Here is a 24,798-nt window from a genome sequence, read left to right as displayed (position 1 = left end):
GCATCTATTTGCTTCAGCCCGTGAAAATTCTTACCAAGATAGAGCAGAGGTTGTTATGCACATACGAATTGAACACGATACCATGGGTGAAATTGAGGTTCCAAATGAAGCCTTGTGGGGCGCGCAAACGCAAAGAAGTTTACAAAACTTTAAAATAGGTCAGGAGCGTTTACCCCGTGCGATGATTCGTGCAATGGGACTTGTAAAAAAAGCTGCTGCCATCACCAATGCAGAACTTAAACAACTGCCTGAAGAGTTAAGTCAATATATTGTGGGTGCTGCTGAAGAAGTCATTGCTGGGCAATGGGATGCTCAGTTTCCATTGGTGGTATGGCAGACAGGTTCTGGTACGCAAAGCAACATGAACTGTAATGAAGTGATTGCCAATATTGCTAACCAGAAATTAGGGCAAGCTTTGGGCGCACAAAAACCTGTCCATCCAAACGATCATGTCAACCGTGCGCAATCCACCAATGATTCTTTCCCAACCGCGATTCATGTTGCCGCAAGTCTGCAAATCAATGAATTACTAATTCCTGCGGTTGAGAAACTTAAGCAAACTTTACAGCGTAAATCCGAAGAGTTTGATGATATTGTCAAAATTGGACGTACCCATTTACAGGATGCGACCCCATTAACGCTAGGACAAGAATTTAGTGGTTATGTGTCGCAACTGGACCATGGCTTAAAGCGTCTACATCAGGCGCTTGAGGGTTTATATGAATTGCCTTTAGGTGGAACGGCGGTGGGAACAGGACTCAATGCTCATCGTGACTATGCCGTAAAAGCCGCAGAACAATTAGCTGGGCTGACAGGCCTACCATTTGTAACGGCACCTAATAAATTTGAAGCCTTGGCAGGGCGTGATGCGGCAGTATTCGCTTCTGGTGCATTAAAAACTTTGGCTGCTAGTTTAAATAAAATTGCCAATGACATTCGCTGGTTGGCAAGTGGTCCACGTTGTGGGTTTGGGGAAATCCGTATTCCTGAAAATGAACCAGGCTCAAGTATTATGCCTGGGAAAGTAAACCCAACACAAAGTGAAGCCATGACCATGGTGGTGGCTCAAGTCTTGGGCAATGATACGACTATCAATATTGCTGGTGCGTCTGGTAATTTTGAGCTCAACGTGTTTATGCCAGTGATTGCTTATAACTTGTTGCAATCAATCCAGTTGCTTGGTGATGCATGTAATAGTTTCAATGACCACTGTGCGGTAGGAATTGAACCAAACCGTGAGAAAATTGATTATTTCCTGCATAACTCACTGATGTTGGTGACTGCACTAAATCCAGTGATTGGTTATGAAAACGCTGCCAAAGTCGCTAAAATAGCCTATAAGGAAAATAAAACCTTAAAACAGGTTGCGGTTGAACTAGGCTTGGTAACTGCTGAACAATTTGATGAAGTGGTTCGTCCTGAACAGATGATTGCACCGAGTAGTAAATAATCATGGATAGTAGGGGCGTATGGTATACGCCCTTATTGTTTTGAGAGGCGTGTGATGGTTGCCCTTGCGAAGTGTACTTCTCTCCTGCAAGTGCGTACAATATCCGTTTGATTGACTAGACCATTGCTTTTATTATGCTTAATATTTATTTGACAGATACTCAAACTCATATTCAATATTCTGGTCTGTCTCATGAAAATCCTGTCAAGTTTTTGTTGAATCTAAAGAAAATTTTTCCAAGTACGGCAGACCTTTTGTTACCTGTCTTGCCAGAAGACAATAATCTGGAAAATGTGACATGGGAAGCAACGGCCAAAGATTTTGAAGTTTTTAAAAAATTACTAGAGGGCTGGGGCATTATTGAGCTTCGTTTAAGTGCAATTACCACCTATAAAGATAAAAACTTTGCCAATGAATTGGTAAAAAAAGCTCAAGTTAGACGCAAGCAAATTTCCCAGAGACATCCTGAACTCTCAATTATTGCTTTGGATTATATACTCATGCATGAAATTCATGCCTTGATTGATGCGGAATTGGTCATGATTGGGGAAAAATTCTATTTGCCGACTTTACGTGAACAATGGAAAAGTCTGTTTTCAGAGCAAATTCTGCAATGTAAGTTATAAGATGGGTAGCGTGAATTCGGGATAAGGACGTTGTAAAAGGATAGGCATTTAAGTCAAAATTTAATCATGACAAAAAACAATGATCTCAAAATGCCTATCGACACACAGCTTACAACACTTTTCTGCCTAATTGATGATTTCTGCACTGATATTTCAGAGCGGGTTGAGCAATACATGCTCACTTGTGGCAAGATTAATCATATATTTGCCGATAGTGCAACTCGGGGGAAAACTTCTGTCGATTGGTTTTATGGTTTTAAGATTCATATTTGCTGCTTTAACATTATATGCTTTGGTGCTTGTAAATGGATATAAGTCTGGGATTCAGCAGATTTTAAAACCGATTGAATTGAAATCTGCTTAAACCGAATTCACGTTGGGTAAGCAGACTTAGGTCTGCTTTTTTATTGACTCATCTTTATAGAACCACATGGTTATTGTTCTACAAACAATTACAAGGTTTTAGTGGCTGTATGTTTAGGCGTAAGCCCCCGCTGAACCCCATGCCTATTTTTTTAATTCGGTTCAGGTTTCCAGCGGTGTGGTAGCAATTCTTCTATTTGGGTCAGTTTATGGGTCGGCAGCCTTTTCAGCACATCACTGAGATAGGCATACGGATCCAGTCTATTCAGCTTTATTCGATTTTCTACTTTTAAACTCAATTATTTTTTTGGGGGATTACCTTTCAAATCTTTGTGCAACAAAGCCTATTTCAAATAAAAGTTAAAATAAAAAACCGAGGTATTACCTCGGTTCTTTTGTTCATCATGAAAAAGTTATTTTTCTACAAAAGCACGTTCAATCACATAATCACCCATAACACCCATACGTGGTGATTCAACCAGGCCATGTTGATCAAGCAGGGCAGCCACATCTTTCAGGAATGCTGGGCTACCACAGAGCATGGCACGGTCTGTCTCACGGTTAAAACGTGGTAAACCGATTTTTTCAAACAGTTCACCAGTTTCAATGGCAGTGGTGACACGACCTTGTGTATGGAATGGCTCGCGGGTTACGGTTGGGTAATAAACCAATTTATCCTTGATGCCAAGCTCTTCAAAAAATTCATTGTTTGGCAATTCATTCAGGATTAAATCCTGATAGGCAAGCTCTGAAACATAGCGAGTACCATGAACCATGATCACTTTCTCAAACTTTTCGTAAGTTTCAGGATCACGAAGCAGGGAAAGGAAAGGAGCAAGGCCTGTACCAGAAGATAAAAGGTATAAATTTTTACCTGGTAATAAATCGTCGTGTACGAGCGTTCCTGTTGGTTTTTTAGAAATCAGGATTTCATCACCAACCTGTACTTTTTGTAAAATGGAAGTCAATGGACCGTCTTGTACCTTAATTGAGAAGAACTCCAGTTCTTCTTCATAATTCGCGCTTGCAATCGAATAAGCACGCATTAAAGGCTTGCCATTCACTTCAAGACCGATCATGACGAATTGACCATTTTTGAAACGTAGACTGGTGTCACGTGTTGTTTTAAAACTAAAAAGTGTGTCATTCCAGTGGTGAACATGAGTAATGCGTTCAACGTTAAAAGCAGCCATTCAAGGTCTCGATCACAGTTAAAAGAAACAGGTTGCTATTCTAATCTAAATTCATTCTCGATAAACTGAATATATTTAATTGTGTTTATAAGAAAAAGTGATGAGCAATTCAGTTGAGGTGCCGATTATCGGCTACATGCATTCTCCCTACCGTGAAAAGTTTGGTATTCCGAGGCAGCCAAATCTGGTGCAGGTCGAGTCTTATATCGAGATGGTGGCACCTTATAACGATATTTTGGCATTTGAAGGAATTGAGGCGTTTAGCCATTTATGGCTGTTGTGGCAGTTTCATGAGAATAAACAAAATGATAATGCACCAAACCAAATAGCTGGATTTCGCGCCCAGGTACGTCCACCACGCTTGGGTGGAAACCAGAAAATGGGGGTGTTTGCTACCCGAAGTATGTATCGTCCGTCTGCGATTGGTTTGTCTGTGGTGCATTTTTTACGAGTAGAAAAGCAAGGGAAAAGTGTGCGACTTTATGTAATGGGTAGTGATTTACTACATGGCACACCGATTCTGGATATTAAGCCCTATATCCAGTATTCGGATGCAGTGCCAGATGCAAGTAGTGGTTATGCCCAGGATGAGCCTGTACGTAAATCAGTGATATGGACAGAAACTGCACAAACACAACAACAGCAATTACTAAAGCAGGCTATTTTAAATAAAAAGGTATTCGATGAACTGGAACAGGTGTTATCTTTAGACCCTCGTCCTGCCTATCAGGAAGATGCTGAACGAGTTTATGGAATGTGTTTTGCAGACTTGAATGTTCGTTTTAAAGTCGATGCAAGCAATGTCACAGTCATTGCTGTGGAATAGGCAACTTAAAAATATAAAATCATAAATTTGGGGATTTGACGGTTATGCAAGCGCAGGCAAAATTTGCAAGTTTTTCTTTTTCAATTGATGTGACGTGGTGTCTGGAACAATTACAAAAAGATGGACGGATTACTGAACGGGATAAACTGTTTATTCAAACTACACATCGGCAAAAAGACCAGTTGAAATGGCATCCTTTACAGTGGGTTGCCAATTTTAATTTAAAGGATCAACTCAATCCTGCCACGACCTTAACCCTGAATCGTTTATGTCAGTGGTTAGCTGAAAAAGCCGAAGTTCCCTTATTTGTGATTGATCCACTAAAAGCTGATGTGGCGGCATTAACCAGCGTTATGTCACAGGAATTTGCGGTACGGAATCATATTCTGGCCATTGAAGTACATTCAGATCGGATTTTGATTGGGACAGATCAGCCGTTTTTAACGGAATGGCAGAATAATCTGGAGCGTAGTTTAGCGCCCAGAAAGATTGAACGAGTGTTACTCAATCCTGAGCAATTACAGCGCTATCTGGTGGAATATTATCAGGTTAGTCGTGCGGTCAGTTCATCACAAAACACCAGTGCCTTTGACCGTGATAATAAAGGCGTTGAGGCCTTGTTACAGTTGGGCGATACCCAGAATCCCGATGCCAATGACCAGCATATTGTCAAATTGGTGGACTGGGTGCTGCAATTTGCCTTTGAACAAGGGGCCAGCGATATTCACCTTGAACCCCGAAAAGACAAGGGTAAGGTGCGTTTCCGAATTGATGGCGTGTTACATACCATTTATAACATGCCTGCCAATACACTAACTGCGGTGATTTCCCGTATTAAAATTCTGGGTCGGATGAATGTGGCAGAAAAGCGTAAACCACAGGATGGACGTCTAAAGACACGAACACCAAAAGGTCAGGAAACCGAATTGCGTCTCTCCACTTTGCCAACTGCCTTTGGTGAAAAGCTGGTGATGCGTATTTTTGATCCAGAAGTATTGGTACGCAGTTTTCAGCAGTTGGGTTTTGAGGGACATCTCTTACAAAGCTGGCAACAACTGACCCAGCATAGCCACGGGATTATTCTGGTGACAGGGCCAACAGGTTCTGGTAAAACCACCACACTTTATTCATCGCTTAAACAACTGGCAACGGAACAGGTCAATGTCTGTACCATTGAAGACCCGATTGAAATGCTGGAACCAAGTTTTAACCAGATGCAGGTCAATCCAAACATTGAGCTAGGCTTTGCCGATGGGGTGCGTGCCCTCATGCGTCAAGACCCTGACATTATTATGGTTGGGGAAATTCGTGACCATGATACTGCCAATATGGCGATTCAGGCAGCTTTAACAGGACATTTGGTACTCTCAACCCTGCATACCAATGATGCGCCATCCAGTTTGACCCGTCTGCATGATCTGGGAGTACAGCCATTTTTGACCGCAGCCACGATTCTGGGTGTATTGGCACAGCGTCTGGTGCGTCGCCTTTGTCCGCATTGCAAACAGCAAACCGCCATCAATGAGCAGGAATGGGAACACCTGACTTTTGACTATATGATGGATATGCCCACCACCATGTATAAGGCTGTGGGTTGTGAGGCGTGCCGCCAAACGGGTTATAAAGGGCGTGTCGGGATTTATGAGTTTATGCCAGTCAGTCTGGAATTAAAGTCCATCATTAGTGCGAATGGCACACTGGATCATTTACGTGCGCAAGCCAAGAAAGAGGGTATTGAACCGTTGCGTATTGCAGGGGCACGCAAGGTGATTGAGGGTATGACCACACTGGAAGAAGTGCTTCGGGTTGTGCCATTAAATTAAGCAGTTTTTAGTTCTTCAGATTCACCTCATCTTGTTTTGTTTTAATGACCACATCGAGATGATCAACAAAGATGAGGAAATTAAAATGAACGTATTTTCTAAAGTTGCTGTAATTGCAGGTCTGGTTGGTGCGACAACATTTGCGGTTGCGAATACGACAGCAGTCAATCAGCAGGCATTGGCGCCTACACAAATTACTACGGTGAAACAGGCATTGACCTTAAAGGATGATACGCCTGTTCAGCTTAAGGGTTATGTAGTCAAAGCAACAGGTGATGAAAAATATCAGTTTAGCGACCAGACAGGCAGCATCACCGTTAATATTGATGATGATTTATGGCAAGGACAGCCTGTTTCTGCCAAAACTCCTGTGACGCTTATTGGTGAAATCGACATTGATTATAAACCGACCAAACGTGTAGAAGTGGATGTAGATCAGGTGAAATTCTAATCATTGAAATATCATCAAAAACCACATGTTTAGCATGTGGTTTTTTTGCATGTGATTTATTTTAAAGGCATGATGGATGTGGATGGATCAGATGCTAGTATGGCTTTATGCGAATTTTATTGGCTGAGGATGATGCCTCTCAGGCAGAAAGTATCAAGGACTGGCTGGAACTGGATGGCTATAGCGTCGACTGGGTAGAACGGGGTGATCATGCGATACTGGCGGCTGAGCAGCATCAATATGATTGTATCCTGCTGGATCGGGGTTTGCCTAAAGCTTCGGGTGATGACATTCTAAAAACTATTCGCCATCGAAATTCCAATACGCCCGTCATTTTTATTACCGCCAAAGATGCCATTCATGATCGGATTGAGGGGCTGGATTTGGGAGCCAATGATTATCTGGTTAAGCCATTTAATTTGGAAGAACTGTCAGCACGGGTGCGCACACAACTGAGGCAACACCAGACTCAGACAGGCCAGTATTTGACTTTTGCCAATCTTCAGCTTGATCCGCAAGCCAAGACCCTGACGCAAGCGGGTCAAGTCATCAACCTGACTGCAAAAGAATTTCAGATTTTACATAAATTAATGCAAAAACCAGAACATATCCTGACCCGTGAGCAACTGGAAGAATCACTGTATGCCTGGGGCGAGGAGATCGAGAGTAATGCCATCGAGGTGTATATCTACCAAATTCGCAAAAAAATTGGCGGACAATATATCAAAACCATTCGTGGTTTAGGCTATCGGATGCATCAGGATTAAGTTTATGAAAGTGGTGTCGCTACAAAACAGGCTGATTAAAACCTCACTGATTAGTTCAGTGATTGCGGGTTCTGTGGCATTGCTTCTATTTGTGGTGATTTCAATCTATCAAACCATGCAGGTTCAAGATGAAATCATGGATGAAATCTCAGATATGTTACTGATTGCTGATCTGACCTCAACTTCGGGGCCGCAGATTGATGAACTGAGTGACCAGTTTGATATCCAGTATCGCCTGAGCTACCAGCAACAGATTCTGACCCAGTCCGAGGATTTTCAGCTTGAGCAACAGTATTACACCTTAAATACAGGTGATGATCAATATAGCTTTATCTGGCAGGAGCGACAGCTCTGGCGTAGTTATCGGGTGGAAGATCACCAGTCCCACATGCAGGTATTGCTATTACAACCTTTGGGTGATCGCTTTAAAGAATTGATGCATAGCTTTGCTGGCTATTCTGTCATTCTGATCATGTTGTGGCTGATGCAGTGGATCATGCTGCATGTTCTGGTCAAACGGCAGTTTAGGGCGATTCATCAGTTATCCGATCAAATCTCAGAGAAAAATGCCGATGATCTCACTCCAATCCAGTCCTCCAGCATTGAATTTAAAGAATTGCAGCCGATGCTGGGGCAATTAAATCACTTGTTGCAACGTCTGGATCAATCGCTAAAAGCCGAACAGCGTTTTACTGCGGATGCTTCGCATGAGCTGCGTTCGCCCTTATCTGCAATTCAAATGCGTTTACAGCTTTTACAACGTAAATATCCAGAACGCGCCAGTGATTTTGCCTCCATGCAGCAGGATATTAGTCGAGGGATCCAAACGCTGGAAAATTTGCTGTTGCTGGCACGTTTAGACCCTGAACATGCTGAGACCCTGCCCAAGACACATTTTGCCTTGCACCCGGTGATTGACGAGGCGATTCAGGCTCTAACACCCTTTATCAAGCAAAAGGCAATCCAGATTCAGCAGCGGATAGTAGTGGCAGAGCACGAAGATATGATTTTTGCCAATCAACAACTGATTTTTACCTGTATTCGTAATGTGCTGGACAATGCCATACGCTATACGCTAGAAAAAGGCTGTGTCTATATCACTTTAGATAAGCAGGGACAGTATTTACAGCTTATTATTGAAAATGAGGGACAAGGTATCGACCCAGAAGTATTGCAGCATTTGGGAGAACGTTTTTATCGTGCGTTGGGAACCAAAACCCAGGGATCAGGCTTAGGCTTATCCATTTGTAGGAAAATTATCGAATTACATCATGGGCAAATGGAATTGTTGCCATCTTCATATGGCGGATTAAAAGTCGTGATCAGATTGCTTGTCTAAAGCTTTATTTTGGTTTCTAGATGAATTAAAAAGCAGTACGCGCTGAACATACTGCTATTTCCACGTTTATTATTATCCGATTACTATTATTTTACTTGGTTAAAATCAGACGGTTGTTACGGGTGAGGCGTAGGCGATACTCTTCACCAGCGTGCATAATGCGAATTTCGCGGCCTAAGGCAAATAGGTTGTTTGAATGCAGCATTGGTAAGGATTGAGTTGCATCAGTGCTACGAGTAAATAGGTTAAATGGTGCGTTCATTTGTTATGCTCCGTGGCGTATTATCTAACGTTTTAAATGATAATCATTATCAAATATACCTGTCAACGTAAATTTGAATAATTTACAAAATCATTTATAAGTTTTTTCAGAACGATGTGCAAATTGATGAATGACAGGGATTTACTCTGTAGAGATGAGGGATGTGGACTGTGATAGCAAAGAGCGTCATTGATGTCGCAATTGCAATTTTATTGCATAAATCCAAGGTATTGGTGGGGTGGCGTCAGGCCAACCAACATCAGGGCAATAAGCATGAATTTCCTGGGGGCAAGGTTGAGCAGGGAGAAACACCTGAGCAGACCTGCCGCAGGGAAATTTATGAGGAGGTGGGCATTGGCTTAAAGGACTGGCATCGTTTTGATGTGATTCGCCATGAATATGATGATGTGATTGTGAACTTGCATATTTTTCATGCCTATGTCCCTGATGCGTTACTGGAACTGATTCACCAGCCTTGGGCTTGGTACAGTCGTGACCAACTGAAAGAATTAAATTTTCCTAAAGCCAATGACGTGATTCTGCAACGTTTGGTGTGGCCACATCTGATTAAGGTGAATGAACAGTTGGTCAAACTCCCGCAGCAGGAAAGTTTATTTTATTGGCGGACACAGGATGAAAATATTGATGCGATTGAGCAGCAGTTAGAAACACTCACTGATGAGAAGTATCAAAAACTCATTGTGAATTTTGAAATCTGCAATCAGCTGGATTCAGCATGTCAGGAAAAAATTAACACGGTTCATCTAAAACAATCACAGCTGATGGGATTAAAGAAAGGAGAATTAATTGTAGGGAAACGTTTTATTGCAGCGTGCCATGATGCAGTTTCATTGCAACATGCACATCATATTGGCTGTGATGCGGTGTTTTTAAGTCCTGTGAATATAACTGAGACTCATCCAGAAACAAAAGTGTTGGGATGGGACGGTTTTGCTGAACTCGCTGGAAAAAGTGATATTCCTGTTTTTGCTTTGGGTGGTGTTGCGCCTACTGATCTGGAACAAGCCCAAAAACATCATGCTTATGGGCTTGCGGGGATTCGCCAGTTTGAATCAATCCAGTAACAAGGCTCTAAAGTGACTGAATTGCTTTTTTCGCTTCCTGTGCCTTGACTGGATGATTACGTGCTTCGCTGGCACGAAGCACAATTGTCCAAAGCTGCTTTTTCATGGCATTGCTCTGTGCATAGCTTAAACCACGGCGCGCTAAAGCCTCGGCATTGGCATACTCTTTTCGCTGGTTGGCGATTAGACCCAGATATAAATAGGTTTCAGAAGCCTGTGGTGCAATCCGTTGGGCTTGAAGCGCATAACGTTCTGCTTCCGCGAGTTGCTGACTTTTATAAGCGGTCTGGGTTTTTTGCATCAGGGTTCTAAAGGCGGGGAGTTGAGCACCATCATTACTAAACTTCTGCTTCACCTTTTGTTCAGGTACCACCACCTGTGGTGTCACGGTTTGCCGTTTAATCTCTTTTTGGTCATACGGAATGACTTTCACGCCAGAAGCAGGCGGAGTCACTTTTTTCTTCTGCGTATTCGTGCCTGCTGCTGGATTAACAGGTTTAGTGGTCGTGACTTTTTCTGGAGTGGCGGTACAGCCAGCCAGTACAAGTACACCAATTGCGAAAGTTATTTTCTTGATCATGTCCAAATCCCTGTAGAAATTAATTTTCACCGCTGTAGCTACCACTGGAAATGATGCGTGTTGGCGTATGATTTGATAAATCATTGTCCATCTGGTTTTCGCTTTCCCGAATATAATTGTTTGTGCCATCATCATGATCATTTTCTGATGTACCACCCTGAGGTATATAGGTTGGTTCAACTTCATAATGAGACTGACCGCAAACCGTTGCATGGCGAGGTACAGTTTGACGAAGCAATGGAATATACAATGCGCCATCACAGCCCTCGGCAGAAAGCTCACCGCTGGCGCTATCAATCCACTGCCATTGAACGTTGTCGGTTTGACGAAGATTTACAGGTTCCTGACGAAGCTGTTTCATGACATTGGTCCAGACTGGCAATGCACCAGAGGAACCTGTCAGACCAGTAACCTTGTTGTCATCCAGCCCTAACCAGACCACAGCGACATGATTGCCAGAATAACCAGCAAACCATGAATCGCGTGTATCGTTGGTTGTTCCTGATTTTCCTGCAAGATTCAGTGATTCAGGCAAGCTGCCATAGGCAGAGCGGCCTGTACCTGAACGCATGACTTGCTGTAAACCATAATTCAGGATATAGGCGGTGGCGGGGTCAATGGTTTGCTGTACATTCAAACCATAACGCTCCAATAAATGCCCTTTTGCATCCACAACAGTGCGGATAGAACGGGTAGGGTATTTAAAGCCACCTGTGGCAAAGTTTCCATAAACGCTCAGCACTTCCATTGGTGACATATTCACCGCCCCCAGATAAATGGATGGATAGGCTGGAATATCTGAACTTACCCCAAACTGTCTGAGCTTATTTGTGAATGTAGATAGGCCAAACTCGTTCGCCAAACGTACAGTAGAAAGGTTGTATGAATTTGCCAAAGCCTGCTGCATTGGAACCACACCATGCTCACCACCACTATAATTTTTGGGTGTCCAGTTTTTATAACCATCAATTGGAATACTGATGGCTGTATCTTCAATTGGGCTAGCCCATGTATAACGGCCTGACTCAAGTGCACTTAAATAGATGACAGGTTTCAGTAATGAACCCACTTGACGTTTAGCATCCAGTGTACGGTTAAAACCTGTAAAGTCTTGAGTCGATCCCACAGCGGCAACCAGTTCACCATTGTCTGGATGAGCGACAACAATGGCACCCTGTAAGTTCTTTAAACGGGCAGGATTGGCATTCGCCAGACGATCAACTGAATTTTTAAACGCATTTTGCACCTGAATCTGTGTGATTGGATCTAGTGTGGTAAAAATTCTTAAACCCTGATTGGTAATGTCACTTTCCTGATATTCGGTGCGTAGCTGACGACGGACAATATCAAGGAAATCAGGGAATTTCGCAGGTCCTAGAGTCGGTTTGCTCACTACATTTAAAGGACGTGCAATTTCATCCTGATATTCCGCCTCACTGAGATAGCCCATAACTTTCATGTTGTTCAGTACAACATCACGGCGTTTTTTTGCCGCTTCAGGATTACGCCAAGGGTTATATAAAGAAGGACCCTGTACTAAACCAACCAAATAGGCTTGTTGGGAAATATTCAATTCACGTAAAGGTAAACCAAAATAGAACTGTGAAGCCAGACCATAACCATTGATGGAATAACTGCCATTTTGACCTAAATTCACTTCATTCAGATAGGTTTCAAGAATTTCATCCTTGCTGTAATGCAGTTCAATCAATAAGGCCATCAGCGCTTCATTGACTTTACGTTTCAGGGTTTTTTCAGGAGAAAGATAAAAGTTTTTCACCAACTGTTGTGTGAGTGTTGATCCACCTTGACGTTTACCACCCGTCACATTGCTGACTAGAGCACGTGCAGTGCCACGAACTGAAACACCGTGATGGTGATAGAAGTTGCGGTCCTCAGTTGAGATCAAAGCCTCAATCAGTGTTTTTGGTACTTTATCTAGTTTAATGAGTACGCGATCTTCATTATGCTGAGGGTAAATACCACCAATCAATAAAGGTTCCAGCCGTGCAATGCCTGTGCTTGATGGTTTGGTGGAACGGATTTCACCAACCTGCCCATTCAGGAAACCAATTTCAAGCACCTGTTCAGGTTCATTGCTGTCACCATAGTCAAAACCACGTGTATGGACATACATCTGGTTGCCTTGGGTGACATAGCTACCTGATTTTTCATAATTTGTGGTATTTTTGTAACCCAGTAATTTCAGTTCCTGAATGAAGTTTTCCTGAGTAATTGGCGCATTTGCATAGATTTCTAGAGGACGAGCAAATACCTTGGCTGGAATATCCCAGCGCTGACCTTCAAACTTATTGCGAATAATATTATCCAGACGGATCAGATAGATACTAAAGGCAATAAAAACACCAATCACTAAAATGGAAAAAATTAGCGCAAGAAAACCGATACCACGTTCACACTTCATAGATTTGCGTTAAAATCAAAACAATGGGGTTAATGATGCGATAGCTTATGCGCAATTTGCAATCGTAAAACTGTGAATAAATAGCAACATGCAACAAAAAATTTAAGAATGTGTTGACATTAACTGAGTAAAAAAACAACGAATAGACATTTTTATACTTTTTAACAATCGTCAACGAATTTCTGATAGTTAATGATATGATAGTCAGGAAGCGCAGCGGAGCTGAATTATTCGTGCAAATTTCACATAAATCCTTTCGAAATATTGGTTTGATTGGGCGACCAGATAAAGATTCTGTAGTAGAAACCTTATGTTTGATTCATGATCACTTGATCACCTTAGGTTTAAATCCTGTCTTTGATCAGGAAACAGCGAAACTCGTACCTTATAGCCATGGACAGACTGTCAGCCGTAATTTATTGGGCGAAGTCGTGGATTTAGTGATTGTAGTGGGCGGTGATGGGTCGCTACTACATGCTGCACGTGCCTTGGTTCGATACAATACTCCTGTGATTGGGATTAACCGTGGGCGACTGGGCTTTTTAACCGATATTAAACCTGCTGAAGCAATCTTTAAGCTAGATCAGGTGTTGCAGGGACATTTTCAACTGGATCGCCGTTTCCTGCTGGAAATGGAAATTCGGTCTAATGGTGAAACCATTTATGATGCAATTGCATTAAATGATGTGGTTCTACATTCTGGACGATCAGTCCATATGATTGATTTCGAACTCAGTATTGATGGGCAATATGTCTATCGTCAGCACAGTGACGGTTTAATTGTTTCCACACCAACGGGTTCGACAGCATATGCATTGTCTGGTGGTGGACCTATTTTGCATCCAAGTATGGATGCGATTGCATTGGTGCCCATGCATCCGCATACCTTATCCTCCCGTCCGATTGTGGTTGGTGGACAAAGTGAGATTAAAATTACCATTCGTGAAAATCGGGTTTTACCCATGGTCAGCGCCGATGGACAACATAGTGTTGCATTAAATGTGGGTGACACTGTGCATATTCGCAAACATCCATTTAAACTAAGCTTATTACATCCGCCTGGGTACGATTTTTATATGGCTTGCCGTACTAAACTGGGCTGGAATCAAGATTTCGAATCTTTTCAACAGGATGACTCATGAATATTGAACAAATGCTCGCTGTTTTAAATCCTGAAATTGTTGAGCGCTTAAAAACAGCCGTTGAAATTGGCAAATGGCCAAATGGTATTGCATTGACCAAAGAACAACGTGAAACCTGTATGCAGGCTGTTTATGCATGGGAAATGAAACATTTACCAGAAGAACAGCGTAGTGGCTATATTGATCGTGGTACAAAGGAAGAGGGTGAGGAATGTGATGATGACCATCACAAACATGAACCTGAATTTAAACCAATTCGGTTTGTTTAAATTAAAGACCCAGTAAAAACACTGGGTTTTTTAATGAATGAAGCCTAAATTTTTCGACTTTCCCAAAGCTCTTTTGCTTTAACCATCGCCTCATCAAAACTACTGACCACACCCATCGTATATAAAGCGATTCCGATGGTTTCAGTGACGGCCATTTCACCATAGTCATGTTGCTGCTGACCAAGCCAAACCGCTTTAAACACTTCAAGATCGAGCTCTTCTTCAATAGGGCTACGTTCAGGTGTCAGTTTGGGTAATTCATACTCATATAACTCACCATTTTTAATCCCACAAATAAGGGTTTTTGCATCAGGGTTACGCTCAAATTCACCTCCTTCACCTTTAATCACCGCACTATTTTGATAACCTAAACGGAACGCGGTGTGTTGGTGTGAGGTTCGATAAGCAGGGTGGAAAATGGCCTGTAAAGTGGCTTTGGCATTAAAAGGATTAATCAGGCGGGCAAGGGTATGAATGGGTGAACGTAAGCCCATCACATTTCTCAATGAAATCAGATCACTTAAAATTGGTGAGATCACTTCAAGAGGCAAATAGGCAAAGTTATGTCTTTCTAGTTGTTGTTTAACCTCCTGTTCATTTTGGCAGATTGAATAGCCTAAGTATTGTAAAACCTGTTCTGTATAAACACGGTTAATGGTATGACCCGATGCACCATGCATCACGATCTTATAACCATGATGGGCCAGTGTTAAGGCTGCCAATAAAAACCATGGATAATGTTTACGTTTTCCTGCATATGATGACCAATCCAGATCAACATCTAGCGGTTGAAAATTAAGTTGATCACGCGTTGCCTGGACAAAACCAGCCAGTTCATCAACAGATTCTTCCTTAACCCGTAACAACATTAAAAAAGCACCCAATTGAACATCAAGCACTTCATTTTTTAAGATCATGCTAAAAGCCTGATAGGCCTCATCATAACTCAGTGAACGCGCACCCGTCTTACCCTTACCAACGATTCGTATGTATTGGGCGAAAGGATGTTCAGCATCTTTATAAATATTGCGTTTGGTATTCATGATCGTATTTGCAGTCATGGTGAAGAATTAAAATTAATATGACATAAAAGTGATGCATTTAGCGTAAAAAATCAGAACTTCTGTTTATTCAATAAGCAATTGGGTCTCGAAAATAACCACTGCAAACAAAATTATTGACCGCATCAGTCGGGTGATTTGATGCAAAAGGGACATGACATCCTACCTAAAAATCATTAGCATGGTTGCGAAGCAAATTTTCAAGAAAAATGAAAGCGAAAGGAAATAAAGATGTTAGCTTATGATGCAGATTTGGAACTCTTCCGTGACAACTTTAAACGTTTTATGAGTGAACACATTGCACCTCATTATGAAAAATGGGAACGTGAGGGCATTATGCCGCGTTCTGTCTGGACATTATTGGGTGAAAATGGCTTCCTGTGCGTAGACGTGCCAGAAGAATATGGTGGTTATGGCGTACCAACCCATTATTCATTGATGTTGGTTGAAGAATCTGCGCGTGCTGGTTATTGTGCCTTATCAACTGGTATTTCGTGTCACTCTGAAATTGCTGCACCATATATCCAACATATTGGGTCAGAAGAACAGAAACAGTATTGGTTGCCAAAAATGGTGTCTGGTGAAGTGGTGGGTGCAATTGGTATGACTGAGCCTGGTGCTGGTTCAGACTTGCAGGCCATGCGTACCAGTGCAATTTTGCAGGGTGATCACTATGTGTTAAATGGTTCTAAAACCTTTATCTCAAATGGTCAGCATGCTGATGTTGTGGTTCTGGCAGTGAAAACTGATCCGCAAGCTCGTGCCAAAGGTGTGTCTTTATTATTGGTTGATACCCATTTGGAAGGCTTTAAAAAGGGCACGAACTTAGACAAAATTGGTCTGCATTCACAGGATACCTCAGAGCTTTTCTTTGATAATGTCAAAGTACCTAAAGACCAGTTGTTGGGTAACGCAGGTTCAGGTTTTGCTTATTTGATGCAGGAATTACCTCGTGAGCGTACTGCAATCGCAGCGACCTCTTTGGGAGCAATTCGTGGTTCAATTGATCTTGCGATCCAATATGTGAAAGAGCGTCAGGCATTTGGTCAGGCGATTGCTAACTTCCAGAACACACGTTTTGTCTTAGCTCAGGCGAAGATTGATGAATTGGCAACTGCCGCTTTCTATAATCAAAACGTGGCCTTATATAATGAGGGTAAACTGGATGTTGAAACTGCGGCTGCACTCAAGAGCTTCAGTACTGACATGCAAATGAAAGTTGCTGACAACTTGCTTCAGTTATTTGGTGGCTATGGTTATATGACTGAATATCCAATTTCACGCTTCTTTGTTGATGCACGTATCCAGCGTATTTACGGTGGTACCAATGAAATCATGAAAGAAATCGTGGCACGTGGATTGATTGGTAAAGCTTAATTAATCTTGATAAATCGGCCTGCTTTCGAGCAGGCTGTTTTTTGATAGATACTATTTTTCTATTGGGGTAGGCTTTGTTGCATAAATATTTTGCAAGATACTGATTTTTAAGGTTTTTCCTAAAATTTTAATAAAAATAAATATAATAAAATCATAGTGTTAGCTATTTGTGCAACAAAGCCCACGAGAACTGAAATTTAGCATCAAACATATAATGAAAATCATTATCAATAAAGTTGAGTCATGAAAAGAGTTAAAACTCAGCGTGTTTAATAGCTTAAAGTCTTGTTATACTAGCCAAGATAACCAATTCACAGATGAATTGTAATCCATTCTTATAGATGATTTTGCTGAGGCTGCATTCAATGGTAAACGATGGACAAAACACATCGACTTCACTTAATTTAGAACAAATTCGTAACGATATTGATAGTGTTGATCAACAAATCCAAGAATTACTCAATCGCCGTGCCACATTGGCGGAAGCCGTAGCCAAGGCGAAGTTTGCAGCCGAAGACAACCCACTGTTTTATCGCCCTGAACGTGAAGCTCAGGTTTTGCGTAAAGTGATGGAGCGTAATCAGGGACCTTTGTCCGATGCAACGATGGCGCGTTTGTTCCGCGAAATCATGTCGGCATGTCTGGCACTTGAGGCCCCGCAAAGTATTGCTTTTTTAGGGCCAGAAGGAACCTATACCCACTCCGCGGTGCTGAAACATTTTGGTAATGATGCAGTGGTTCGTCCATTGCCAACCATTGATGAAGTGTTCCGTGAAGTGGAGGCGGGTAGTGCGCATTATGGCGTGGTTCCTGTTGAAAACTCATCAGAAGGAATTGTTAACCATACACTGGACTGTTTTAAGGCTTCTAGCCTGAATGTGATTGGTGAAGTTGAATTGCGTATTCATCATCAATTCCTTGTTTCTGAAAATACCCGTAAAGACAGCATTAAGCAGATTTATGCACATCAGCAAACCTTGGCGCAGTGCCGTAAGTGGTTAGATGCGCATTATCCTGGAGTAGAGCGTGTTGCACTAAACTCAAATGCGGAAGCGGCTCGCCGTATTCGTAACGAATGGCATTCTGCTGCAATCGCCTCTGATATCGCAGCCAGCATGTACAACCTTGAGATTTTATATAGCAATATCGAAGATAATCCTGAAAATACCACACGCTTCCTGGTGATTGGTCGTGAGAAAATTCCACAAAGTGGCAATGATAAGACCTCATTGTTGATTTCAGCACATGATCGTGCAGGAGCTTTACTGGAAATTCTTGCGCCATTTGCCAAGCATCAAATCAGCTTGACCAGTATTGAAACTCGTCCAGCTCTACCAGAAAAATGGGCCTATGTGTTCTTCATTGATCTGGAGGGGCATATTGATCAGGACAATGTGGCGGCTGCACTAGATGAAATCCGTCCAATGGTCAAAGAGTTACGTGTACTGGGTTCTTATCCAATCGCTGTTTTATAAAACTGTTTTATCGTATGGATAGGTGGATGAATCATCTATCCATATCAAAATCGTCTTACTAGGCAAATATTTTTTATGTCACAAGCAGCTGTTTCCAAAGTATTGTTTAAAAAAGTCGCTTTTATCGGACTTGGGCTGATTGGTTCAAGTCTGGCACGTGTGATTGTGGCGGAACAGCTTGCGTCTGAAATTGTGGCTTCAACACGCTCAAAAAAAACATTGGAAGATGCCAAAGCACTCGGTCTAATTCAACATGGTTATACAAATCCTGAAGAAGCAGTCCAGGGTGCGGATTTAATTGTTTTGGCATTGCCTGTTCGTGCCACACAAAAAGTGTTGGAACAGATCAAACCTTATCTTGCAGAGAATGTCATCATTACCGATGTGGGTAGTACCAAAGGCAATGTGGTGGATGCAGCGAAGGCAGTGTTTGGTGAAAATCTGCCTGTTGGTTTTGTACCTGGGCATCCAATTGCAGGTGCGGAACATACAGGTGTACATGCAGGTAAAGTCGATTTATTTGCTAACCATAAAGTGATTCTAACGCCTTTGCCAAGTAGTGCAGATTGGGCGGTGCAGAAACTGATTCAGCTTTGGTCAGTCGCCAAAGCGGAAGTGATTTGTATGGATGTGTCGAAACATGATGAAGTGTTGGCGCATACCAGTCATTTACCGCATTTGATGGCGTTCAACTTGGTTGAGCAACTGGCCAACCGTGAAGATAATCTGGATATTTTCCGCTATGCAGCGGGTGGTTTTCGGGATTTCTCTCGGATTGCGGCCAGTGATCCACAGATGTGGCATGACATTTTCTTTGCCAATAAAAACGCAATTCTCAATGCCGTTGCTGGCTTTGAGCAGCAACTTTCTGTTTTAAAGCAACTGATTGAAAATGAAGATTCTCAGGCGTTGATGGGGCTGCTTGGACATGCGCAAGCGGCACGCCAACACTTTAACCATATGTTAGCCAAAAAACCTTTGATGGAGAAAAACAAGGTGACACAGCAATTTACCATTTTACCAGGCAAGAAAACATTTACAGGTAAATTCACCGTGCCAGGTGATAAGTCAGTGTCACATCGCTCCATCATGTTTGGGGCGATTGCTGAGGGTACAACCCATGTGACTGGCTTCCTTGAGGGTGAAGATGCGTTAGCAACTTTACAGGCATTCCGTGATATGGGGGTCAGCATCGAAGGCCCAAAAAATGGTGAGGTGACCATTCATGGCGTGGGCATGCAAGGTTTAAAAGCACCTGCCAGTGCCTTATATATGGGTAACTCAGGCACAAGTATGCGTCTGCTATCTGGTATGTTGTCAGCACAAAAGTTTGATTCGGTGATGACAGGTGATGCGTCATTGTCTAAACGTCCAATGGAGCGTATTGCAAAACCATTACGTTTAATGGGTGCGCAAATTCAAACCACAGGTGAGAAAGGTACGCCGCCAGTCAGCATTACAGGCAGTCAAGCTTTAAAAGGTATTCAATACGATTTGCCAATGGCTTCGGCTCAGGTGAAATCAGGGATTTTACTGGCAGGTTTATGGGCTGAGGGTGAGACTTCTGTGACTGAACCAGAGCCGACCCGTGACCATACTGAGCGTATGTTGCGTGCCTTTGGTTATGAGGTAAAAACCGAGGGCAATAAAATCTCGCTGGTTGGTGGTGGTAAACTGGTTGGTACAGATATTCAGGTGCCATCAGACATTTCATCTGCTGCATTCTTTATGGTCGGTGCTGCGATTACCGAGGGTGCTGATGTGATCCTTGAAGCAGTGGGCATCAACCCAACCCGTACAGGTGTGATTGAAATCCTCAAGCAAATGGGTTCGGACATCAGTGTTGAAAATGAACGCATCGCTGGCGGTGAGCCGATTGCCGATATTCATATCAAGGGATCTAGTACACTCAAAGGTATTCACATGCCTGAAGATCAGGTACCTTTGGCGATTGATGAATTTCCTGCCTTGTTTATTGCGGCTGCCTGTGCGGAAGGTCAAACTGTTCTGACTGGCGCTGCGGAACTTCGCGTGAAAGAATCTGACCGTATTCAGGTGATGGCGGATGGCTTGAAAGTCATGGGTATTGATTGCACCCCAACTGAGGACGGCATTATCATTGAGGGTAAGGGTAAGTCTGGTGACTGGTCAGCAATTTTCACAGGTGGAAAAATTGAATCACACCATGACCATCGTATTGCCATGAGTTTCAGTATTGCAGGGTTACGTACTTCGGGCGAAATCATCATTCACGGTACGGAAACAGTGGCAACCAGTTTCCCCACCTTTACCGAACTTGCCAATGCGGCAGGGCTAGATTTACAGGTTGTAGATCAATAAGTTAATCGGAAAATGCAGTGTCTGGCTTGCTCAAATGCTGCATTTCTTATTCGGTTATCAATAAAAACAGCTTGTTTATCATGATAATAAAACGTTTAAATAATAAAAATGTTGGGTTTGGATATGTATAGTCAAACTACTTTATTATCCATACAGGATTCGAAAAAAAATCGAAATAATTCATCGATTGAGTTGTATTAGTTCTATAATGATTTGACTATACATATCTAATCAGGTCTAAATTTATCAATTTAGCAAAACAAGTAAGACAATTGGCTAATCAATTAAAGATAATTGTATATATACGACTTAGGCACTGTTATTTATAGACTTTTTGTGGTAGCAGATGATTTTTATCGAGAATAAAGTCATCAATGAAGTTTTTGATCATTGGTCTAAATAATTTCTTCTGCCAACGATATACATTTTCAAAGATCCGCTCAAACTGGTTCTTTTGTATCTCAACGTAGGCCATTAAGGCTGAAAAAATATGATTCAAAATCAGTTTAGATCGTCTTACCTGAAACTTTTCAATATGACAAACCTGTTTAATCACCCAGTGATATTTTTCTATTTTCCAATAACTTGAATGTAATTCATAAAAACTTTCAAAGGACAATAAATCATCTTCATCTTGATACACAATATAAAACCTCTGCTGTTCTTTTAACTAAGTCTTAAATAATTGTACAAAGCCAAAATCTTTGAGCCAGACCACTTGACCCTGTAATAAATTGAATCTTTGCACCCCAACTGAGTACTTCACTTAACATATCCATAAAGTAATCATTCTTGGTTTTACCCTCAGATTTGTCATAAATTCGGAAATTAATTGGAATATTTTGACCATTCTGATCTGTCGCATACAAGGTAATGAGATTAATCCCCTTGACGGATCGGTGGTGTTTGCCTGACCAAAAATAGCTAACCAAGTCCATATGTTGACTATATGGTTTATCTAAAACAGTATCATCAATACTGACTATAAGTTTATTTGCATATTCCTGCATAAACATACCACCCATTCTTGTTCGTAACGTACCAGTCGTTCCTTTCGTAATGAGCCGAAAATGAATAAACCACAAACAGTAGATGCACAATTTAAACTTAGATTACCAACAACATTAAAGTTAAAAATTGAAAATGAAGCTCAAGGCTTGAAACGATCTATGAATGCTGAAATTGTGGCACGATTAGAAAAAAGCTTTAACTTTAAAAAATTAGACAATAATAGTGTATTGAACCAATATCAACTTATTGATCGCAAGAAAGAACTATCAAATCGCTTAACTAAAGCAATAGAGTTGTTTAATTCATTACAGGTAAAAGAAATTAAATATACACACATTGCTGAACAACTAGGATATGAAACTGCTGAACCTGTATTAGATTGGATACAAGGTAAACATGAACCATCTTTCCATCAACTTCGAGAAATAGCAGAGTATCTAAAGGTTAATCCGTCTTGGCTTGTACATGGTGATGGTGAAATCAGCACTTGAATAATAGTACCATTATTGATACTATTTAGAGATTGGAATTATTGAGCATATTAATGGCTAATATTGATCAACTCATAGAGCAAATGCGGAATAATCCAAAAAATATTCGTTTTGTGGATTTAATCAAGGTTTGCAAACAGTATTTTGGTGAGCCAAGACAAACAGGTGGTAGTCACACCGTATTTAAAACACCGTGGCAAGGCGATCCTCGTATAAACCTTCAAGATGATGGTGGGAAAGCTAAACCATACCAAGTGAAGCAAGTTTTGGCTGCACTCGATAAACTTAACGTATTGTGAGGTGGAAAATGGATAGTAAGCAATATACTTACCGTGTTATGTGGTCAGCAGAAGATAATGAATACGTTGGACAATGTGCTGAATTTCCATCATTATCTTGGCTTGATGCAGATCAATCTAAAGCATTTTCAGGTATTGTTAATGTTGTTGCTGAGGTTGTAGCCGATATGATCAGTAATAATGAAAAAGTACCAGTGCCACTTTCAGAGAAGAAATATAGTGGTCGTTTTGCTGTACGTGTTCCATCAATGGTTCATCAAAAACTAGCATTAGAAGCAGCAGAACGTGGTGTAAGTATGAATCGTTTAGTATCCGCAAAATTAGCTATGTAACCAGTTAAAAGGATATGAGATTTTGTCTCATATCCAAGTGGTTCAAGAAATAGGAATGACTGGTATGTTACGAACAGGAATAGGTGGTCGTTTTATCCAGTATTTTGCACACTGTGCTTTCACTGTTAAAGAAACAGATGGAATTTGGTTTATCCACGTTGATACAAAGCCATTCACCAACTGCCATGGATTGACACAAGCCTGTCCATCTAACATTTTGATCGCAATGTTCTTTATCGTGCTTGCACTGTGCTGGTTGCTTTGTTCAATCGCTGTGGCTTTGACCTGTATGGTCATATCCTGATTTTTGCTACTAGCAAAGCGTAACTGTGTCCAGTCCCATGTGCTGATATCTATCCATTGCTGGGTTGAACTAATGGTGATGTAGTTCGTTCCATCGGTCAGTACCGTACCCTGACTAAAGCCTGACAACTCCAGTTTGATGGTTTCTGAACCATCCTGATCATTACTATAGGCTGCAATCATTGGTAGATAGGTTGTTTGTCCGACCATTGCATAGACTTGGTTTGCTGTTGAAGTATAAGTTTCGACTAAACAAAATCAGGATAGTGCTACCTCGCATCCCAGATATAAAATAATGAGGACATTTTCTATTCCTTTTAAAACTATTAAAATACAAAAATGAGCTATTAAATAACTCATTTTTATAAAAATCTATCAAATAATTTTAGGATACGATACTATTATATCTTTTCTCAACTTCTTCGTACAATTTCTCTATTGTCCAATTAGCAAGATGAGGTAGAGCTTTAGCTCCTCTTTCAACATAAGATAAAGCTTCCTGAATTAGTTGATCATATAGAGGATCATTTAAGTATTTAGCGAAAGCCAGCCGATTTACTACTGCATTACCTATTATATATTTTTTTTCATCACCATGATTAATCCACTGATTTAATGTTTCTAAATCTTTGTGTTGTTCAGCATCATAAATTAAAAAATCATAAATTTGTTTAAAAATACTTTCAAGCTGTTTAGGGTGTGTTATCGCCAAGGGTTTACCCTCAACCCCATGCAGTTCTGGTATATATTGTAGGGTAAAATCTTTAATCGGATGTTGTCTAAGAATAGTAAAAGCCTTATCTTCAGAAACTTGAATATAACTGCTTAAAGAAACATGAGAATAACCTAGTTCATATTTAGATAAATTTGATGCAGTTACTATAAGAATTTTTTCATATATATTTTGACTAAAATCTCTATACAAACCGAACCCTTGATTATTCTGATTTTTTTCTTTATCCCAAAAACCCAATATATTTTCATTTTCCTTTAACCACTGATGATAGAACTGAACCAATTTATCCTGACTGGCTGGTAATACTTTAAACTGGCTTAACTGATCTTTGGTAATGGGTTGAACTGTACTTAACCAGCGTTGAATACTGTTCTGTTTTGGAAATATTTTATCTTTACTGAAGAAAATATAAGCCCCTGCATCAAAGCCTACCACATCATATTTTATAATCGCTTCAACAACAACTTTATATAAATATTGACTTTTTTCAAAGAAATAGCGATCTATATCCAACACATTCTCTTGTGTTGGCACAATATATCCCTCTGCATTATCAAAAAAATCTATAATATCCTGATCAAAGTTTTCTGAAAGTTCTGGGTCAGTCACTATTTTAATAATAGCACGTAAACATTGTGCTAAATTCTCACTATACCCCGTATACTGTGGATGTGTCGCATAATATTCTGCTTGTTCAAGATCGTTAATTTCAACATCAGGATGGTGTTGTTTGGCATCCCAAATATAAAATAATGATGACATTTTCTATTCC

Annotated in this window: 23 protein-coding genes and 3 pseudogenes; 17 read left to right on the top strand and 9 right to left on the bottom strand. The window is 41.1% G+C overall.

Translation table 11 applies throughout. From position 1 onward, the window contains the following. The first annotated feature begins 55 nt into the window (after nt 1-55). The 3 genes and pseudogenes from fumC to F973_RS08905 all read left to right on the top strand — a co-directional run. A complete protein-coding gene (fumC, locus tag F973_RS08915) occupies nt 56-1,450 on the top strand; it encodes a class II fumarate hydratase (RefSeq protein WP_004761317.1) in 1,395 nt (464 codons plus the stop codon). Between the two features lie 134 nt (nt 1,451-1,584). Further along, a complete protein-coding gene (locus F973_RS08910; protein WP_004761315.1) occupies nt 1,585-2,076 on the top strand; it encodes a hypothetical protein in 492 nt (163 codons plus the stop codon). A gap of 90 nt (nt 2,077-2,166) precedes the next feature. Next, a pseudogene (locus F973_RS08905) lies at nt 2,167-2,361 on the top strand (transposase); the annotation flags it as partial. A 230-nt stretch (nt 2,362-2,591) separates the two neighbouring features. On the opposite strand, the pseudogene F973_RS14725 reads toward F973_RS08905, so the two are convergent. After that, nucleotides 2,592-2,711, bottom strand: a pseudogene (locus F973_RS14725) (transposase domain-containing protein); the annotation flags it as partial. 141 nt (nt 2,712-2,852) lie between these two features. Further along, entirely contained in the window at nt 2,853-3,632 is a 780-nt protein-coding gene (locus tag F973_RS08900) for a ferredoxin--NADP reductase (RefSeq protein ID WP_004679719.1), read from the bottom strand. Nucleotides 3,633-3,732: 100 nt separating this feature from the next. On the opposite strand from F973_RS08900, the gene tsaA reads away from it, so the two are divergent. The 5 genes from tsaA to F973_RS08875 all read left to right on the top strand — a co-directional run bounded on the left by tsaA (nt 3,733) and on the right by F973_RS08875 (nt 8,838). After that, nucleotides 3,733-4,458: a tRNA (N6-threonylcarbamoyladenosine(37)-N6)-methyltransferase TrmO gene (tsaA, locus tag F973_RS08895; protein WP_004761314.1), complete on the top strand. Its 726-nt coding sequence runs from the start codon at nt 3,733-3,735 to the stop codon at nt 4,456-4,458. A gap of 44 nt (nt 4,459-4,502) precedes the next feature. Continuing rightward, entirely contained in the window at nt 4,503-6,281 is a 1,779-nt protein-coding gene (locus F973_RS08890; protein WP_004761312.1) for a type IV pilus assembly ATPase TfpB, read from the top strand. An 85-nt stretch (nt 6,282-6,366) separates the two neighbouring features. Further along, nucleotides 6,367-6,732 (top strand): NirD/YgiW/YdeI family stress tolerance protein, encoded by a 366-nt coding sequence (locus F973_RS08885; protein ID WP_004761311.1) that lies wholly within the window; start codon nt 6,367-6,369, stop codon nt 6,730-6,732. 107 nt (nt 6,733-6,839) lie between these two features. Beyond that, the gene (locus F973_RS08880; protein WP_004761309.1) at nt 6,840-7,499 is read left to right on the top strand and encodes a response regulator transcription factor; all 660 of its coding nucleotides are present in this window, start codon (nt 6,840-6,842) and stop codon (nt 7,497-7,499) included. A gap of 4 nt (nt 7,500-7,503) precedes the next feature. Next, on the top strand, nt 7,504-8,838 hold the full coding sequence (locus F973_RS08875; protein ID WP_004761308.1) for a sensor histidine kinase: 1,335 nt from the start codon (nt 7,504-7,506) through the stop codon (nt 8,836-8,838). Nucleotides 8,839-8,929: 91 nt separating this feature from the next. Here the strand turns inward: F973_RS08875 and hemP are convergent, their stop codons facing one another. Continuing rightward, nucleotides 8,930-9,100 (bottom strand): hemin uptake protein HemP, encoded by a 171-nt coding sequence (hemP, locus tag F973_RS08870; RefSeq protein ID WP_004679713.1) that lies wholly within the window; start codon nt 9,098-9,100, stop codon nt 8,930-8,932. A gap of 161 nt (nt 9,101-9,261) precedes the next feature. Between hemP and F973_RS08865 the strand changes: the two genes are divergently transcribed. Beyond that, a complete protein-coding gene (locus F973_RS08865) occupies nt 9,262-10,185 on the top strand; it encodes a thiamine phosphate synthase (RefSeq protein ID WP_004761307.1) in 924 nt (307 codons plus the stop codon). Nucleotides 10,186-10,192: 7 nt separating this feature from the next. On the opposite strand, the gene F973_RS08860 is transcribed toward F973_RS08865, so the two are convergent. Next, a complete protein-coding gene (locus F973_RS08860; protein ID WP_004761306.1) occupies nt 10,193-10,765 on the bottom strand; it encodes a tetratricopeptide repeat protein in 573 nt (190 codons plus the stop codon). Between the two features lie 19 nt (nt 10,766-10,784). Beyond that, nucleotides 10,785-13,190 carry a penicillin-binding protein 1B gene (mrcB, locus tag F973_RS08855; protein ID WP_004761305.1) on the bottom strand — a complete coding sequence of 802 codons (2,406 nt, stop codon included), beginning with the start codon at nt 13,188-13,190 and terminating at the stop codon, nt 10,785-10,787. 233 nt (nt 13,191-13,423) lie between these two features. Here mrcB and F973_RS08850 point away from each other — a divergent pair, with 233 nt between their 5' ends. Both F973_RS08850 and F973_RS08845 read left to right on the top strand, forming a co-directional pair. Next, complete coding sequence (locus F973_RS08850) at nt 13,424-14,332, top strand: NAD(+) kinase (protein ID WP_004679704.1); 909 nt, start codon at nt 13,424-13,426, stop codon at nt 14,330-14,332. Beyond that, nucleotides 14,329-14,601: a YeaC family protein gene (locus F973_RS08845; protein ID WP_004679703.1), complete on the top strand. Its 273-nt coding sequence runs from the start codon at nt 14,329-14,331 to the stop codon at nt 14,599-14,601. Before F973_RS08850 ends, F973_RS08845 begins: the two co-directional genes overlap by 4 nt. A 44-nt stretch (nt 14,602-14,645) precedes the next feature. Here the strand turns inward: F973_RS08845 and F973_RS08840 are convergent, their stop codons facing one another. Continuing rightward, a complete protein-coding gene (locus F973_RS08840) occupies nt 14,646-15,644 on the bottom strand; it encodes a glycosyl transferase family protein (protein ID WP_171062329.1) in 999 nt (332 codons plus the stop codon). 249 nt (nt 15,645-15,893) lie between these two features. Here F973_RS08840 and F973_RS08835 point away from each other — a divergent pair, with 249 nt between their 5' ends. From F973_RS08835 to F973_RS08825, 3 genes are all read left to right on the top strand, one after another. Next, nucleotides 15,894-17,039 (top strand): acyl-CoA dehydrogenase family protein, encoded by a 1,146-nt coding sequence (locus F973_RS08835; RefSeq protein ID WP_004761303.1) that lies wholly within the window; start codon nt 15,894-15,896, stop codon nt 17,037-17,039. Between the two features lie 365 nt (nt 17,040-17,404). Then, nucleotides 17,405-18,514: a prephenate dehydratase gene (gene pheA, locus F973_RS08830; protein WP_004679698.1), complete on the top strand. Its 1,110-nt coding sequence runs from the start codon at nt 17,405-17,407 to the stop codon at nt 18,512-18,514. A 75-nt stretch (nt 18,515-18,589) separates the two neighbouring features. After that, on the top strand, nt 18,590-20,854 hold the full coding sequence (locus tag F973_RS08825) for a bifunctional prephenate dehydrogenase/3-phosphoshikimate 1-carboxyvinyltransferase (protein ID WP_004761300.1): 2,265 nt from the start codon (nt 18,590-18,592) through the stop codon (nt 20,852-20,854). Between the two features lie 319 nt (nt 20,855-21,173). On the opposite strand, the pseudogene F973_RS14715 reads toward F973_RS08825, so the two are convergent. Next, nucleotides 21,174-21,849, bottom strand: a pseudogene (locus F973_RS14715) (IS701 family transposase); the annotation flags it as partial. Between the two features lie 75 nt (nt 21,850-21,924). Here F973_RS14715 and F973_RS08810 point away from each other — a divergent pair. Genes F973_RS08810 through F973_RS08800 form a run of 3 tightly spaced genes read left to right on the top strand, consistent with a single transcriptional unit; the run spans nt 21,925 to nt 22,987 of the window. Beyond that, nucleotides 21,925-22,356 carry an Arc family DNA-binding protein gene (locus F973_RS08810; RefSeq protein WP_004761294.1) on the top strand — a complete coding sequence of 144 codons (432 nt, stop codon included), beginning with the start codon at nt 21,925-21,927 and terminating at the stop codon, nt 22,354-22,356. 53 nt (nt 22,357-22,409) lie between these two features. After that, nucleotides 22,410-22,655: a hypothetical protein gene (locus tag F973_RS08805; protein WP_004678286.1), complete on the top strand. Its 246-nt coding sequence runs from the start codon at nt 22,410-22,412 to the stop codon at nt 22,653-22,655. A gap of 8 nt (nt 22,656-22,663) precedes the next feature. Then, nucleotides 22,664-22,987, top strand: a complete 324-nt coding sequence (locus tag F973_RS08800; protein ID WP_004678285.1) for a type II toxin-antitoxin system HicB family antitoxin — start codon at nt 22,664-22,666, stop codon at nt 22,985-22,987. A gap of 42 nt (nt 22,988-23,029) precedes the next feature. Here F973_RS08800 and F973_RS08795 read toward each other — a convergent pair whose 3' ends face one another. Next, nucleotides 23,030-23,500 (bottom strand): hypothetical protein, encoded by a 471-nt coding sequence (locus F973_RS08795; protein ID WP_004761293.1) that lies wholly within the window; start codon nt 23,498-23,500, stop codon nt 23,030-23,032. Between the two features lie 175 nt (nt 23,501-23,675). Then, a complete protein-coding gene (locus F973_RS08790; protein WP_004761292.1) occupies nt 23,676-24,788 on the bottom strand; it encodes a hypothetical protein in 1,113 nt (370 codons plus the stop codon). Nucleotides 24,789-24,798 lie beyond the last annotated feature (10 nt).

It is taken from the genome of Acinetobacter sp. CIP 102129 (genome assembly GCF_000368305.1).
GTDB classification, from domain to species: domain Bacteria; phylum Pseudomonadota; class Gammaproteobacteria; order Pseudomonadales; family Moraxellaceae; genus Acinetobacter; species Acinetobacter parvus.
Note: the sequence above shows the minus strand (reverse complement) of the source record. Positions and strands in the feature narration are given on the sequence as shown.